Source organism: Micromonospora chokoriensis (assembly GCF_900091505.1).
GTDB lineage: Bacteria > Actinomycetota > Actinomycetes > Mycobacteriales > Micromonosporaceae > Micromonospora > Micromonospora chokoriensis.
In genome coordinates this window covers 6,327,229-6,342,904 of sequence record NZ_LT607409.1, presented here as the reverse complement: position 1 = coordinate 6,342,904, position 15,676 = coordinate 6,327,229, and the positions used below count along the sequence as shown (strand labels likewise).

General features: G+C 69.8%; 12 protein-coding genes. 5 read left to right on the top strand and 7 right to left on the bottom strand.

What is annotated here, in order from left to right; translation table 11 throughout:
- Positions 1-50: 50 nt before the first annotated feature.
- From GA0070612_RS28735 to GA0070612_RS28725, 3 genes are read left to right on the top strand one after another with little or no spacing between them, the layout of a single operon-like run.
- Positions 51-1,541: a phosphatase PAP2 family protein gene (locus GA0070612_RS28735; protein ID WP_088990766.1), complete on the top strand. Its 1,491-nt coding sequence runs from the start codon at positions 51-53 to the stop codon at positions 1,539-1,541.
- An 8-nt stretch (positions 1,542-1,549) separates the two neighbouring features.
- Positions 1,550-2,350 carry an endonuclease/exonuclease/phosphatase family protein gene (locus GA0070612_RS28730; RefSeq protein ID WP_088990765.1) on the top strand — a complete coding sequence of 267 codons (801 nt, stop codon included), beginning with the start codon at positions 1,550-1,552 and terminating at the stop codon, positions 2,348-2,350.
- A 47-nt stretch (positions 2,351-2,397) separates the two neighbouring features.
- Positions 2,398-3,495: a hypothetical protein gene (locus GA0070612_RS28725; RefSeq protein WP_157742637.1), complete on the top strand. Its 1,098-nt coding sequence runs from the start codon at positions 2,398-2,400 to the stop codon at positions 3,493-3,495.
- Between the two features lie 329 nt (positions 3,496-3,824).
- Here the strand turns inward: GA0070612_RS28725 and GA0070612_RS28715 are convergent, their stop codons facing one another.
- Positions 3,825-4,787 carry a TIGR03557 family F420-dependent LLM class oxidoreductase gene (locus GA0070612_RS28715; RefSeq protein ID WP_088990762.1) on the bottom strand — a complete coding sequence of 321 codons (963 nt, stop codon included), beginning with the start codon at positions 4,785-4,787 and terminating at the stop codon, positions 3,825-3,827.
- A 377-nt stretch (positions 4,788-5,164) separates the two neighbouring features.
- Between GA0070612_RS28715 and GA0070612_RS28710 the strand changes: the two genes are divergently transcribed.
- Together GA0070612_RS28710 and GA0070612_RS28705 are read left to right on the top strand one after the other, a co-directional pair.
- Complete coding sequence (locus GA0070612_RS28710; RefSeq protein WP_088990761.1) at positions 5,165-6,526, top strand: cellulase family glycosylhydrolase; 1,362 nt, start codon at positions 5,165-5,167, stop codon at positions 6,524-6,526.
- A 451-nt stretch (positions 6,527-6,977) separates the two neighbouring features.
- Complete coding sequence (locus GA0070612_RS28705) at positions 6,978-8,738, top strand: FG-GAP-like repeat-containing protein (RefSeq protein ID WP_167393684.1); 1,761 nt, start codon at positions 6,978-6,980, stop codon at positions 8,736-8,738.
- Between the two features lie 63 nt (positions 8,739-8,801).
- Here GA0070612_RS28705 and GA0070612_RS28700 read toward each other — a convergent pair whose 3' ends face one another.
- From GA0070612_RS28700 to GA0070612_RS28670, 6 genes are all read right to left on the bottom strand, one after another.
- Entirely contained in the window at positions 8,802-9,122 is a 321-nt protein-coding gene (locus GA0070612_RS28700; protein WP_088990759.1) for a DMT family transporter, read from the bottom strand.
- A 733-nt stretch (positions 9,123-9,855) separates the two neighbouring features.
- On the bottom strand, positions 9,856-10,257 hold the full coding sequence (locus GA0070612_RS28690) for a YciI family protein (RefSeq protein ID WP_088990757.1): 402 nt from the start codon (positions 10,255-10,257) through the stop codon (positions 9,856-9,858).
- Between the two features lie 94 nt (positions 10,258-10,351).
- Complete coding sequence (locus GA0070612_RS28685) at positions 10,352-12,487, bottom strand: alpha-galactosidase (RefSeq protein WP_088990756.1); 2,136 nt, start codon at positions 12,485-12,487, stop codon at positions 10,352-10,354.
- Complete coding sequence (locus GA0070612_RS28680) at positions 12,484-13,365, bottom strand: carbohydrate ABC transporter permease (RefSeq protein WP_088990755.1); 882 nt, start codon at positions 13,363-13,365, stop codon at positions 12,484-12,486. The genes GA0070612_RS28685 and GA0070612_RS28680 overlap by 4 nt, the downstream gene beginning before the upstream one ends.
- Entirely contained in the window at positions 13,362-14,318 is a 957-nt protein-coding gene (locus GA0070612_RS28675; RefSeq protein WP_088990754.1) for a carbohydrate ABC transporter permease, read from the bottom strand. The genes GA0070612_RS28680 and GA0070612_RS28675 overlap by 4 nt, the downstream gene beginning before the upstream one ends.
- A gap of 21 nt (positions 14,319-14,339) precedes the next feature.
- On the bottom strand, positions 14,340-15,668 hold the full coding sequence (locus GA0070612_RS28670) for an ABC transporter substrate-binding protein (RefSeq protein WP_088990753.1): 1,329 nt from the start codon (positions 15,666-15,668) through the stop codon (positions 14,340-14,342).
- Positions 15,669-15,676 lie beyond the last annotated feature (8 nt).

Sequence of the window (15,676 nt, the reverse complement as noted above, 5' to 3'; positions counted from 1 at the left end):
GACGCGGATCGGGTAAAGCGCCTCGCCAGAGCCGACAAGGGAGGTGCGGGGTGACCGCGGTCAAAGAGGTGGCACGGCGCCCGATCGGGCATTTCGCCGAGCGGAGCATCGCCGGCCTGGTGGCCGTCACCGGCGCCGGGGTGGCCTTCGGGCTGTTGTTGCTGCTCGTGCGGGTCAGGTGGAGCCCTCTGCAGGACGCCGACCACGCCGCCGCCGAGTGGTTCAACGGGCTCGTCGCCCCGCATCACGCGCTCGTCACCGTCCTCCAGGCGGTGACCGACCTGGGTGGCCGGCCGATCCTCATCTGGTTGGTCACCATCGCCGTGGTCGGGCTGCTGATCCGGCGTCAGCCCCGCCTCGCCGTCTACCTGATCATCACCGGCGTCGGTGGTCTGATCCTCGATCCGTCCCTGAAGACGTTGGTCGGCCGGCTCCGCCCGATCGTGGACGTGCCGATCGCCAGCGCCCCGGGCAACAGCTTCCCGAGCGGGCACGCGCTCGGCTCGTTCGTCGCGTACGGGGCACTGCTGCTGGTGTTCCTGCCGGCCATGGCGCCCCGCTGGCGGAAGCCGGCGATCGTCGGCGTCGGCGTGCTGGTGGCACTGATCGGCCTGACCCGGATCGCGCTGGGCGTGCACTTCGTCTCGGACGTGCTGGGCGGTTGGCTGCTCGGCGCGGCCTGGCTGGGCGTCACCGCGTACGCCTTCCGGCTGTGGCGCCGCGAACGCGGGCGGCCGGTGCCGCCGCTCACCGAGGGCCTGGAGCCCGAGGCGGGGCACGACATCGCACCCGCCCCGGCCGAGGAGCACGTGCTGGCCCACCCCCGCTCCGCGGTGGCCGAGCTGCTGGTCGGCTGGGTGCTCGTGTTCGGTGCGTTGTACGCCTTCGGCACCTACGTCAGCTACCACGCCAAGGGCACCGTCTTCGACACCCTCGACACCGACGTTCCGCGCTGGTTCGCCGAGCGGCACACCGACACGTTGACCGAGGTGAGCTGGTGGTGGAGCAAGTTCGGGGACACCCACGCGATCCTGCTGATCTCACTGGTGTTCTGTCCGCTGGTGCTGGCGGTGTGGCGGCGCTGGCGGCCGGTGCTGTTCGTGGCGCTGGCGATGGTGGGCGAGTTGACCCTGTTCCTCGCGTCGGCCCGAGCCGTCGACCGGCCCCGCCCGGCGGTGGAGAACCTCGACGGGCCGATGCCCACCTCGTCGTTCCCGTCCGGGCACATCGCCGCCACGATCTGCGTCTGGCTGGCGATCACAGTCATCGTGTTCCCGCGTACCGACAGGTGGTGGCGTTGGATCTTCGTGGGGTTGGCAGTGCTCATGCCGGTCGGTGTGGCCACCTCCCGGATGTACCGGGGGATGCACCACCCCACCGACTTCATGGGCGCGATCCTGCTGTCCGCGCTCTGGATCGGGCTGCTCTACCTCGTGATCCGGCCCAACGCCGACCTGAAGGAAGGCAACCATCCGGCGATCGAGTCGGAGGACGTGGACACCCTCGACGACGAGCTGGCGCGGGCCGGCCGAGCGGACTGAGCGTCGCCGTGCTGCGGGTGATGACCTGGAACATCCGCACCGGCGGTCGGGACCGCGGCGGCTCCGACCGGCTGGACGCGGTGGTCCAGGTCATCGAGGAGCAGGCACCGGACGTGCTGGCCCTGCAGGAACTGCGCGGCTTCGACCGGGACGGGCTGATGGCCACCGTGGCGGGCCGGGTGGGGATGACGCCCCACCTGGCCCGATCCTGCTTCGGCCAGCCGGTGGCGGTGCTGGTCCGGCCGTCGCACCGGGTCGTCGACGCGGGGCCGGTGCGCCGCCCGTTCCACCACGCCGCCGCCCGCGTCGTGGTGGACACCTCCGCCGGCCCGTTGACCGTCTTCGGCACCCACCTCTATCCGTACTCCGGGGGCCGGCGACGGATGGAGGTCGACTGGTTGGTCGCCGCGATGCGACGCAGCCGAGGACCGTTGACACTGCTCGCCGGTGACCTCAACTCGCTCGACCCGACCGTCGACCACACCGCTCGCCTCGCCGGCATGCCCATGCTCTACCGGCGGCGGCACCTGCGTCGGGGCGGCGGCGCGGTGGACACCCGGGCGATAGCCCGGCTGCTCGCCGCCGACCTGGTCGACCTGTGGCCCGCCTCCAACGCCGGGGCGGCGGAGGCCGACGGCCACACCGTTCCCACCGGGTTCGGCGGGGCCGAGTTCGCCGGGATGCGCCTGGACTATCTGCTCGGCACCCGAGCCCTGGCGGAACGGGTGCGCGACTGCCGGGTGATCCGCGGCGGAACGGCGGACACCGCCTCCGACCACTATCCACTCCTGGCCACCGTCGAGCTGTGACCGGAGCGGGCCCCCGCTGATGGCGCGGTCGGGCTACCGTGCCGACCGTGACCGACCGCCCCACCATCCGGCCGCCGCTTCCCGGGCCACCGTCCGATCGTCCGGCCGCCCCGACGGCGACGCTCGCACCCCGAGCACCGTCGGCCGTAGCCACGACCGAGCCGGCCACCGTCGAGTTTCCGCTCGTCGCGGCCCTCGCGCGCGGTGTTGCGCTGGTCTTCGTGCTGCCGGTACGCCTGCTCTGGGAGCTGATCGCGGCCACCGGCCGGCTGCTGTACCGGCACCTGCTCAGCCCGGCCGGGCGGTTCCTGCGCGACTGGCTGCTGGCACCGCTGGTCTGGGCCCTGCACCGGCTGCTGTGGCGTCCCCTGGTCTGGTGCGCCCACAAACTGATCTGGCTCCCACTGACCTGGGCCGCACGCCATCTCGTCTGGCTGCCACTCGTGTGGCTCGGCCGGGGTGTCGCGTGGGTGGCCCGCACCCTCGTCTGGTTGCCGCTGGTGTGGTTGGGCCGGGGTGTCGCATGGGTGGCCCGCACTCTGGTGTGGTTGCCGTTGGTGTGGCTCGCGGTCGCAGCCGCCTGGGTGGCCCGCACGGTGGTCTGGTCGCCGCTGGTGTGGTTGGTCCGCCGAGGGCTGCGCCCGGCTCTCGTGGCGCTGGGTCGGGCGCTGGCCTGGCTCGTCGAGCACCTGGTCCTGCGGCCGCTGCGATGGGTGGTTGCGGCGCTCACCCCCGTCGGGCGGCTGCTGTGGCGCGGCGTCGGCCTGCTCGTCGGGGCGTTGGGTGCCGCGCTCGTCGGACTGGCACGCGGCATCCGTTGGGTCGTCGTCGGGTTCGGCCGGCTGGTCGTCGTCGCGGTGGTCGGTGCGTGGCGGACCGCCGGTTGGCTGCTGCGGATGGTCTACCGACTGGTCCTGCGCCCGATCGGCCACGGGCTGCGCTGGTTGTGGCGCCACACGGTGCGTCCGCTGCTCCTGGGCGTCCGCTGGGTCTGGTCGGTGACTGTCGTGCCGGTGGGGCGCGCCCTGCGCGCGCTCTGGCGGGCAACCGTCACGCCGGCGGCCCGCTGGACCCGCCGCGCGGTGCTCGACCCGGCCCGCGTGGCCTCCCGGGAGATGCTCAGTGCACTGGGTCTGCGCCGCTGACCGCGCCTCACAGCACCAGGTTGACCAGGACGGTCAGCACCACCGACGCCACGATCGAGAAGAGGATCATCAGGAGGCAGCCGATGCCACCACCGAGCGGGCGGATCTCCGTGTTACCGATGCGCATGAGGTTCACCTGTCCGTGAGTGTGTGCTGCGGGGCGAGGAGGTGGCGGATCGCATCCGCGACCGCCGTCGGAGCGGTCGTGACACTGGTCGGCCCGCCGGCCGCCCGGGAAGCAGCCTGGGCGAGCCGCAGCTCGCCCAGCCCGAACCGGCCGTCGGGTGTGAGCCCGGCCGACGGGCGCGGCCCACCTGTCGTCGGGTGGTTCACAGCTCGCGCAGCCGGGGCAGCAGCTGATCCCGCGCCCAGTCCAGGAACATCGGCTGACTCTCCCCACCGACCTGGATGATCGCCACGTGGGTGAAGCCCGCGTCGACGAACGTGCGGAACGCCTCGACGTGCACGTCCACGTCTGGGCCGCAGGAGATGCCCTGGGCGACGTCCTCCTCGCGGACGAACTGGGTGGCGGCGGCGAACGACTCCGGACCGGGTAGGTCGGCGTTGACCTTCCATCCCATCCCGAACCAGCGGAACTGGTCGTGCACGATCTTGCGGCACTCCGCCTCGTCGGGGCCGTAGCAGATGGCCACCTGCCCGTAGCGGGGCTGGCCGGCGCCGCCCGCGTCGTCGTACATCTCGATGATGTGCCGGTCCGGTTCGGTGGAGATGATGCCGCTCCCGTACTCGGCCGCCAACGTCGCGGACTGCCGACCGGACGCCGCGATGGCCATCGGCACCGGCCGCTCCGGCCGGTCCCAGACGTAGGCGTCGGGCACGTCGAAGTGGTTGCCGGAGAACGTCAGCGTCTCGCCGTTGAGCAGCGGCCGGATGATCTGCAACGCCTCCTCGAACATCTCGTGTCGCTGCTGCACGTGCGGCCAGCTACCGACGACGTGCTCGTTGAGGTTCTCGCCCGCTCCGAGGCCCAGGGTGAACCGGCCGTCCGAGAGCGCCCCGATCGTGCTGGCCTTCTGCGCGACGACGGCCGGGTGGTAGCGGCGGATCGGGCAGGTCACGAACGACATCAGCTGCGCGCGGGAGGTGGCGTGGGCGACCGCGCCGAGCACCGACCAGGCGTACGGCGAATGGCCCTGGGAGTCCAGCCAGGGGTAGTAGTGGTCGGACACCACGAGGTGGTCGAAGCCGGCCGCTTCGGCTCGAATGGCGTGGTCCACCAGTTGCTTGGGACCGGCCTGCTCGCTCATCAGGGTGTAGCCGACGCTGACCATCCTGGTTTCCCCTCTCCACCGACGGATCGTTCCCGGGATACCCAGGTCGGCAGCCGTCAACCCTCCCGTCCGGTTCGGCTCCGGCGATGCTTGACGGATCGCGGCGACCTGCTTACCGTCGCTCTTAACCGGTTAAGAGCCGGATGTGGCGCACATCCTGTGGTGGGGATGATCGCCCCGTGACGGCCTGCGCCTGCGTGGGCCGTTACGGCTGTTCGGGCCGAGGGCCTGTCTACTGAACCGGTTGCGACGGCATATCCATCGCCCTACGCTGATGCGTGCGTTCCGGGAGCCGGGCGCGGCTGCCGGGCTGCAGCCGCCTTCCCCTGTCTCGTCCCACCCCTGTCGGGCACCGGGGGTTCTCCCTGAGGAAGGCCATGAAGACTCGACTCTCTGCCGTCGGTGCGGCGCTGCTCGCGTTGCTCGTCGCCATGCTGGCATTCGGTCAGCCGGCGCACGCGGCGGCCGGCTTCTCCGTCGCGGGCGGCAAGCTGTACGACGCCAACGGCACCGAATTCGTCATGCGCGGCGTCAACCACGCGCACACCTGGTATCCACAGCAGACCAGCTCGTTCGCCGACGTCAAGACCCTCGGGGCGAACACCGTGCGGGTGGTGTTGTCCAGCGGCGACCGGTGGACCCGCAACACCAACGCCGACGTCGCGAACGTCATCTCACTGTGCAAGGCCAACCGGCTGATCTGCGTGCTGGAGGTGCACGACACCACCGGGTACGGCGAGCAGGACGGCGCCATCACCCTCGCCCGCGCGGTCGACTACTGGCTCAGTCTCGCCGACGTCCTCGTCGGCCAGGAGCGGTACGTCATCGTCAACATCGGCAACGAGCCGTACGGCAACTACAACTACGGCTCGTGGGCCACCGACAGCGCCGACGCGATCAAGCGCCTGCGCGCCGCCGGGCTAACCCACACCATCATGGTGGACGCGCCTAACTGGGGCCAGGACTGGGGGTTCTTCATGCGCGACAACGCCGCGTCGGTCTTCGCCGCGGACCCGGCCCGCAACACCGTCTTCTCGATCCACATGTACGGGGTGTTCGACACCGCCGCCGAGATCAGCGACTACCTGGGCCGGTTCCGCTCGGTGGGACTGCCCATCGTGGTCGGTGAGTTCGGCTTCAACCACTCCGACGGGGACCCGGACGAGGACGCCATCCTCGCGTACACCCAGGCCAACGGGATCGGCTGGTTGGGCTGGTCGTGGAGCGGCAACGGCGGCGGCGTCGAATATCTCGACCTGGTCACGTCCTTCAACCCGGCGAACCTGACCACCTGGGGGCAGCGGCTCTTCAACGGCGTCAACGGCATCCGGCAGACCGCCCGGGAAGCCAGCGTCTTCGGCGGCACCCCGCCGCCGACCACGCCTCCGCCCACCACCCCGCCACCGACCACCCCGCCACCGACCACGCCTCCGCCGACGGGCGGCTGCTCGGCGACCTACACGGTGACCAACCAGTGGCAGGGTGGCTTCCAGGGCGAGGTCCGGGTGACCGCCGGCGCCGCCGCGATCACGGGTTGGACCACCCGGTGGACGTACGCCAACGGCCAGAGCGTGACCCAGGCCTGGAACGCGACGCTGACCAGCAGCGGAGCCACGGTGACCGCGCGCAACGCGGACTACAACGGCCGACTGACCGCCGGTGCCAGCACCAGCTTCGGTTTCATCGGCGGTTGGACCGGCAGCAACACCCCGCCGACGGTGAGCTGCACCGCCGGTTGACCGTGGGCAGGTAACGGTGGCCGGGTTCGCGCGAACCCGGCCACCCGGTCCCGGGCCGCACGTGCTCCACATAGCCCACCGTCGATGATGTTGGCAAGGTTTGTTGGTGTGGGATTCCACACATCCCGCAGGGACGGTGGTGGAATTGATTGATCCCTAAGGTGAGCCTGCGGTTGCTTTCCGGTAACCGTTCAGCCCGCAGGGGCCACGGGGGTCCTTCATGTACGACTGTGCACGGTCGTGCCCGCATTCGACGGGCATGACCCGCTTCACCACGCCCGGAGCCAGCGCGCCGTGCTCGACAGCCGGCCAGGTGAGCGCGGCAAGGCGTGTCCTCGCCGCGTTCCGACGCACGTCGCCCCAGGTGCGTGCCGCGCAGCGTCCCTGCCTTGTGATCCAGGAAGGATCATTAGTGTCATCGTCCTATCGACGGCGAGCGGCCCAGGCAGGCTTGCTCGCTGTAACCCTGGTGGCGGGGTTCCTCAACGCCTCGCCCGCCCAGGCTGTCACCGGCGGCACCGCCGTGACCGACGCGTCGTTCGGTTTCGTCGCCAAGGTCGATGTCGGCTCGCTCGAACGATCGTGCAGCGGCTCGCTGGTCGACGCCTGGTGGGTGCTCACCGCCAAGAGCTGCTTCAGCTTCAACGGCCAGGCCGTCGTCGCGGGCAAGCCCACCAAGCCGACGACTGTCACCGTCGGGCGACCCACCCTCACCGCGACGACCGGGGCTGTCGTTCCGGCCTTCCGGATCGTGCCGCACCCCGATCGCGATCTGGTCCTCGTGCGGCTGTCCGGGCGGGTCGACGTGACCCCGGTGGCGCTCGGGGCCGCGCCGACGGTCGGCGAGCAGCTGACCGGCGCCGGCTTCGGCCGTACCGCCAGCGCCTGGGTTCCGGACCAGTTGCACAGCGGCTCCTTCGGGGTCCAGGCGGTCGGGTCGTCCACGCTGAACATCCTGGGTAGCGGTCAGGCGGGGATCTGCCGGGGCGACCTCGGTGGCCCCACCGTGCGCATGGTGAGTGGCAAGCCGCAGCTGGTCGGCGTGCACCACAGCTCGTGGCAGGGTGGCTGCCTCGCCGAGACGGAGACCCGCCGCGACGCCGTGGACACTCGGGTCGACGACCTCGCGTCCTGGTTCGCCACGACCATGCCGCAGGGCGTGTCCACCGACACCTACGAGGATGTCAACTTCCTCTACACGTACGACCCGGGGGAGGCCGCCCCGGTGACGTTCCCGGCGACCTCGACGGGTGGGTTCGGCAACCCGATCGGGTCGTGGAAGAGCACCGAGAAGCGGTACAACCGGGACCGGGTCAAGGTGTTCAACGACGACTTCGACGGCGACGGCGTCAAGGACGTGGTGGCGTTGTCGACCGCCGCGGACGGCAGCTTCGCCATCGACACGTTCATCACCGGCCCGGACGGCAAGTACGGTGCCCCGCTGCGGTCCTGGACGGCCCCGGCCGGTTGGGGGCACATCACCAGCATGAAGATGGCCTCCGGCGACTTCAACGGTGACGGCCGAGCTGACCTGACCGCCTTCTACGGATACCTGTCCGGCACCGGCGATGAGGCATGGATCAACTGGATCGCACGACCGGACGGCGGTTTCGACGCCCCGGTCGAGGCCTGGCGGGCGTCTACCTTCGGCAACTGGAACAGCGTTTCCGTCTTCGCCGGTGACGTCAACGGTGACGGCCGCGACGACGCTTCCCTCTTCTACGCGTACGCCAACGGGTCCATGGCGATCCTGACCTGGCCGGGGCAGGCCGACGGTAAGTTCTCGACGTCCTACACCGCCTGGTCCACGCCGTCGGACAAGCCGTTCGCGGCGCTCTCGGCCATGAAGGTGATGGACGGTGACTTCAACGGAGACGGTCGCGACGACGTGGCCGTCCTCAAGTACGTCGGTTCCAGCAGCACCAGTCTGCACACTTTCACGGGCAAGGCGGACGGGACCTTCAACGCGCCCGCCGCGTCCTGGTCGTCGACCTCCTTCGGTCACTTCGCGAGCATGAAGCTGGCCGTCGGTGACTACAACGGCGACAAGCGCGACGACCTGGCTGTCCTCTACAGGTTCGCCAACGACACCACGAGCATGAACACCTTCACATCGACCCCGAGTGGAGGCTTCAACATCCCGTTCGGGTCGTGGAGGGACGATCCGCGATCGTTCGGTTGGTGGCTCAACATGAGGTTCGACGGCGAGTAGCTCGTTACTGCACGATCGACGGTCCCCCGCTTCCTGATGGGATGCGGGGGACCTTCCGTCTGATCAGTGCCCGCCGGTCAGGTTCACGATCACCACCCCGGCGATGATCAATGCGATGCCGGCGAGCTTGGCCGGCCCGACCGGCTCGTCCAGGAACACCACCCCGATCGCCACGATCGTGGCGGTTCCCAGACCCGACCAGAGGGCGTACGCGACGCCGACCGGGATCTCCTTGACCGCCTGGGCCAGCAGCAGGAACGCCAGTACGTAACCGGTCAGGCAGCCCGCCGTCGGCCAGAGTCGGCTGAACCCTGCGGTGCTCTTGAGCAGGCTGGTCGCCAGCACCTCGGCGAGGATGGCGATCCCCAGCAGCACGTACGCCATGCGCTCCCCAGTCCTGAATGCTCGACGGCGGATGTCGGTGGTCAGGCTATCGCTGGCGTCCGGCACCGCTCGACATCCACAGACCCATCGTCCACTCGTCGTGTGGCCCGCGTCCGTCGGTGGGCGGGCGACCCCGGCACGTCTCACTCGGCTCCTTTGGAGCTGATGTCGTAAACGATTCAGCCGCGCATACCCCTCATGATGTGATTGCCTGCCGCTGCCGCTGCCGCTGCCGCTGCCGCTGCCGCTGCCGCTGCCGCTGCCGCTGCCGCTGCCGCTGCCGCTGCCGCTGCCGCTGCCGCTGCCGCTGGGCCACCTGCTCCTTACTCCTGCTCGACTGGCTGGCTGCCCCCTGCTCCTCGCCCCTTGCCCCCTGCTCCTCGCCCCTTGCCCTCTGCTCCTTGCCCCTTGCTCCTCGCCCTTGCTCCTCGCCCGGGCTGCCGGGCTGCCGGGCTGTGGTGATCGCTTCGCTGGTTGAGCGCGATGCGCGTTCGGCGGGCGAATCGTTTACGACATCAGCTCCAAAGGCGGTCCGGGAGGCCATGTTCGTCTGCCCGCCGACCGCGCCTGCCGCACCACAGCGCACGCTCCGACCACAGCGCACGCGCCGCGCCGCAGGCAGGCGCGCCGCGTCGCGCCCGCCGCACCGTCCCAACCGGCGGGCGAGCACGCCGAGGACCTGCGGCGCGAGGTCGCGCAGCAGGTCCTCGACGCGGGGATCGGTGGTCAGCGCTCACAGCTCCTGCGGTGGCGCTGACATCACCGGGTGCACCTCGATCGGCATGTTCAGCGGACGGCCACCCGGGCCGGGAGCGGTGGAGATGTGCGCGGCCAGCTCCACCGCCCGCTGCGGGCTGTCGCAGTCGACGATCCAGAACCCGGCGAGGAACTCCTTCGTCTCGGCGAACGGCCCCTCGGTGACGACCGGAGCGCCGCCCTCACCGGCGCGGACGATCCGGGCCTGCTGCGGGCCGCCGAGACCCTGCCCGTCGACCCACTCCCCGGCGGCGGTCAGCTTCTCGTTGACCTCGCCCATGAACGCGATGTGCGCCTGGACCTCCGCCGGGGACCAGGTGTCGATGCTCGGGAAGTCGGTCCCCGCGGCGCTGAACTGCATCAGCAGCATGCACTTCATCGTCTCGCTCCTCACACCTGCGCACCATCATCGGTGCTCTCACAGTGAGGTAGGAGCAGACTGCACCGTTCTCGACACCCCGACCAACGTTCTTCTAACCGACCTCGACGACCTCCAGCACCAGGCTCTGCTCCGGGTGCAGCGCGGGCATCTGCAACCCCACCCGGGCCAACGCGGCCCCGGTCAGGACGACACCGTCCGCCAACCAGGCCAGCCTGGACAGGTCGATGGTCGCGGGCAACGGCACGTCCGACACGGGCCGCACCCGGTAACGGCGCGTCGGGTCCAGGCCGGGCAGCCGGACCGCGCCGGGGGACGGCGTGGCGGAGGTGGCCAGCCGCGCCACCGCGTACACCCCCTGGGTCTTGTCGCTGCCGACCACGCCGTGTGCCCAGACGGCCGGGTCCGGGTGGTCGACCCGGACCACCCGGCCGCCGTGCAGCAGCGGGCGCAGCCGTTTGTGCAGTGCCACCCAGGCGGCCAGTTCGGTCTGCTCGGCGGTGCTGATCGAGGCGATGTCCCACTCGATGCCGTGATGGCCGAAGAGTGCGGCGGCCGCCCGAAAGCCGAGGTCGTGTACGCGGTTGGTGGTGTGCGAGCGTTGCGGGCCGATGTGCGTGCCGACGAGTTCCGGCGGCAGTAGCAGCCCGGTCCAGCGTTGGATGCTGAGCCGTTCCAGGGCGTCATTGCAGTCGCTGGCCCAGACCCGGTCGGTGCGGGCCAGGATGGCCAGGTCCACGCGGGCCCCGCCGGACGAGCAGCTCTCGATCTCCACGCCGGGGTGACGGCTGCGCAGGTCGTCGAGGAGCCGGTAGACCGCGAGGGTCTGCCGGTGCACACCGGGTCGGCCGTGGTGCCCGGCCTCGGTGAGGTCCCGGTTCTGGTCCCACTTGAGGTAGCTGATGCCCTGGTGTTCGGTGAGCAGGGCGTCGAGACGGTCCAGCACATAGGCGTACGCCTCGGGGCGGTCCAGGTCGAGCACCTGCTGGTTGCGCCACGCCGGAGGAAGTCGCCCCGGTACGGCCAGCAGCCAGTCCGGGTGCGCGCGGAACAGGTCGGAGTCGGGGTTCACCATCTCCGGCTCCACCCAGAGACCGAACTGAAGACCCTGGCCGGTCACGTGGTCGATGAGCGGTTGCAGACCATCGGGCCAGACGCCTTCGTCGACGTACCAGTCGCCGAGGCCGGCGGTGTCGTCGCGCCGACCGCGGAACCAGCCGTCGTCGAGCACGAACCGCTCCACGCCGATCTGCGCGGCCCGGTCGGCGAGAACCCGCAGCCGGTCCAGGTCGTGGTCGAAGTAGACCGCCTCCCAGACGTTGAGGGTCACCGGGCGGGGGGAGCGCGGGTGTCCGGGTCGGGCCCGCAGATGCGAGTGGAGTACGTCGCTGAGCCCGTCCAGCCCGACGTCGGACCAGACGGCGTAGAGCACTGGAGTCTCGTACGACTCGCCGGGGCCGAGCCGGATCTCACCGGGGGCCAGCAGCTCGCCGCCTCCGAGTGTCGACTCGCCGGTGGGCCGGCGCTCGGCGACTGTGACGTGGTCGCCGCTCCACGCTGTGTGCACCGCCCACACCTCGCCGTGGCCGAAGCCGAACCCGGCGGTGCCGGCCACCAGCAGCAGCGTGGCGTCGTGCCCGGTCCGCCCGTGTCGACCCTCACGGACCCAGGCGCCCTGCTGCCACGGGTGCCGTTGCGGGGACCGTTCCCGGCACCAGCGGCCGGTGAGGTCGAGCAGTTCGGTGGCGACCGGCGGCACCGGCAGCACGGGGGTCAGCTCCCGCAGCTCGTACGGGCTGTCTCCGTCGTTGCGCAGCCGGTGCCGGACGGTCAGCAGGCCGTACGGGTCGAGCGTGATCTCGATGGTCAGGGCCAGCCCGGCGGCGGCGTCAGATGCCCGTACTGTCACCCGGGCCCCACCGTCTGCGGGCTGGTCGACGTCCAGGTCGTCGAGGCGGAACGCGGTGGACCAGTCCCGTCCGTCGCGGTGCCCGGCCAGACCTGGGCGCCCGCCCCAGCCGGCGCTCGCCTCCGGCAGCAGGGACAGCACGGGCGGCTCGTCGAAGCTGCTCGGCACCACCGGCGGCACTGTCGCGTCGGTGAGCTGGCGCAGGCCGTCGTCGTCGAGGTCGCCGACGTCGCCACCCCAGTGCACGACCCGGGGCAGCCCCGGGCCGCGCGCGTCGAGCACCAGGCTGGTCCGCGCGCGGCGCAGGTGCAGGATCGTCATCCCTTTGAGGCTCCCAAGGTCAGGCCCCGGACGAAGTGTCGCTGGAGCATGAAGAAGATCACGAGCGTGGGGATCGCGACGAGGACGCTGCCCGCCGAGACCAGGTTGTTGTCGGTGAAGAACTCGCCGCGCAGGTTGTTCAGCGAGCTGGTCACCGGGAACTTGTCGCCGGTGCGCATGAGGACGGTGGCCCAGAAGAACTCGTTGTAGATCCAGGTCACCTCCAGCGTCGCCAGCGCGGCCAGGGCCGGTCGGCACAGCGGCATGGTGACCTGCCAGTACTGCCGCCAGATGCTCGCGCCGTCGACCATCGCCGCCTCGTACAGGTCGCGGGGGAGCGCCTTCATGTAGTTGCTGAGCACGAAGACGCAGAACCCGCACTGGAAGGCGACGTTGATCAGGATCAGGCCCCAGTAGCTGTCGTAGAGCAGCTCGGAGTCGCTCATGAACTCCGGCAGCGGCACCTCGGTGAACATCCGGAACAGCGGGATGAGTAACGCCTGTTGGGGCAGCAGGTTCGCCGCGGTGAACACCCCGAGCAGGACGATGTTGAGCTTCCAACTGAACCGGGCGATCACGAACGCCACGCAGGACGCGAGGAAGAGGGTCAGCAGCACCGCCGGCACTGTGATGTACAGCGAGTTGAGGAAGTGCTGGCCGAACTCCGCCGTCCGCCAGGCGGTGACGTAGTTGTCGAACGTCCAGCCGCCGAACGACACGTAACCGTTGGCGGCGGTGTAGTCGTACGAGCGCAGTGAGGTCAGCACCGCCCAGGCGATCGGGAAGAGCCAGGCCAGCGACACGGCGATGAGGAAAGCGTGCAGCAGCAGCCGCTGCGGGGTCAGCTTGCGCCGCCGTACCGGAGTGTCGACGCTCATTCCCGGTTCTCCCTCATCACGGTAGCGAGGTAGATGGTGATGAAGACCAGCGAGACGACCAGCATGATCGTCGCCAGCGCCGAGCCGAACCCGATGCGGCTCGCCTCACCCACCACGTTCTGGGTGACCAACGCGGAGATCAGCTCCAACCCGTTGCGGCCCTTGTTGACCACCCAGACCAGGTCGAACGCGCGCAGCGACTCGATCACGGTCACCACCAGCACGATGATGTTGATCGGCCGGAGCACCGGGAAGACCACCCGGAAGAAGGTGCGGGTCTCGGAGGCGCCGTCGACCGCCGCGGCTTCCCGCAGCGAGGGGTCGACGCCCTTCAGCCCGGCCAGGTAGAGCAGCATGATGTACCCGACGTGCCGCCAGCCGGAGGCGACCAGGACCGCCCAGATGTTGACGTTCGAGTCGCCGTACCAGTCGACGTTGCTGTTGAACGCGGCGTTGATCAGGCCCTGGTCGCGGGAGTACAGCAGTTGCCAGACGAAGCCGATCAGCGCCAGCGAGAGCACCACCGGCAGGTAGAGCGCGGTCTGGTAGAAGCGGCTGCCGCGCAGTTCCTTGTCGAGCAGGACGGCCAGGAACATGCCGAAGGGCGTGGCGACCACGAACAGCGCCGCCAACCAGAGCAGGTTGTTCTGGACCGCCGGCACGAACGGCGGGTAGATGTTCACCACGTCGTCGTAGTTGCGTGCGCCGACGAACTCGATCTCGTTGAGTGGGCCGATGCCGTCCCAGTTGGTGCCGGACAGCAGCACGGTGGCTGCCGCCGGTAGCCAGACGAAGCCGGTGACGAGGAGCAGCGGCACGAGCACCATCAGCGTGATGACCACGCGGTCGGTGCGGGACAGGAGCCGTAGCCGCCGACGGCGGCCACCCGTGGGGGTGGTCGCCGTCGGCGGCGGCACGGCGCGATCCGCTTGGATCAGGGGCAGGTCGGACACGATGTCCTCCCCCTTCCGCCGTCAGTCAGTGAAGATCGACTTCTTCTGGTTCTCGATGGACGAGGTGAGCCCGCTGATGTCCTTCGGGTTCTTTATGAACTGCTGGATCGCCGGGATGATCACCGTGGAGGCGAAGTCCGGCCGGGTGTCCCGGTCGAGGAACTGGGCGATCTCGGTGGCTGAGCCGACCAGTTCGGCTGCCTTCTTCTGCAGCGCGGTGTAACCGCCGACGTTCGCGCCGCTGTTGGCGACCAGGACGGCCGGGTCGTTCTTGAGCGTGATGTCCGCGGACTCCTTGCCGCCGAGGTACTCCAGCAGCTTGCGCGCGTTGTCCTCGTGCTTCGGCTTGCGGGCCATCATGTAGCCGTCGATCGGGGCGTCCAGCGCCTTGGCGCCGATCGACGGGTCGATCTCCGGGAAGGTGAAGAAGTCGAGGTCGTCCTGCTCGTCGTTGCTGAACTGCTGGCCGACGAAGAGACCGAGCAGGTACATGCCGCTCTTCTTCTGCTGCAACGACTGGGCGGCCTCCTGCCAGGTGCGCCCGAGGCTGTCCGGTTGGTGCAGCGGGAGCAGGCCGGCCCAGGTGTCGAAGACCTTCTTGACCTTGTCGGAGGTCCAGGCCTCCTTGCCGGCCATCAGGTCGATGTGGAACTGGTAGCCGTTGATGCGCAGGTTGAGGATGTCGAAGGTGCCCATCGCCGGCCAGCCGTCCTTGTCGGCGAAGGCGATCGGGATCAGCCCGTCCTTCTTCATCTGCGCGCCGAGGTCGGTGAAGTCGGTGATGGTCTTCGGCACCTGGTAGCCGTACTGCTGCCAGACCGACTTGCGGTAGAAGACCGCCCACGGGTAGTACGTCGCCGGGACGAAGTACTGCTTGCCGTCGTCACCGGTGGACGCCTTCTTGAACGCGTCGGAGAAGCCGGAGAGCTTGCTCCACACGTCGCTGACGTCGCCGGCCAGGCCCTTCTGCGCGAAGAAGCGCATCCGGTAGCCGGCGAACCAGGTGAACACGTCGTCCGGCTTGCCCTGGAGGTAGTTGTTGATGTTCTCCTGGAACGTGTTGTGGTCGACCGTGTTGATTCCGACCTGGACCCCGGACGAGGTCTTGAACCCGTCGGTGACCTTGACCAGGACGTCCTTGGGCTTCGGGTCGGACTGGTTCGAGCCCAGCGACACCTCCTTTGAGGACCCGCCGGAGCCGGAGTCGTCACCGCAGCCGGCGAGCAGACCGGTGCCGAGCAGCGCTCCCGTGCCGGCCGCGCCGGCCAGCAGCGAGCGTCGGTTGAGGCCGGCGACGGAGGGCGGTACGAGTCGAGCCAGGTACTCGGCCTGGGATTGGGGACGGGACATCTGTGCCT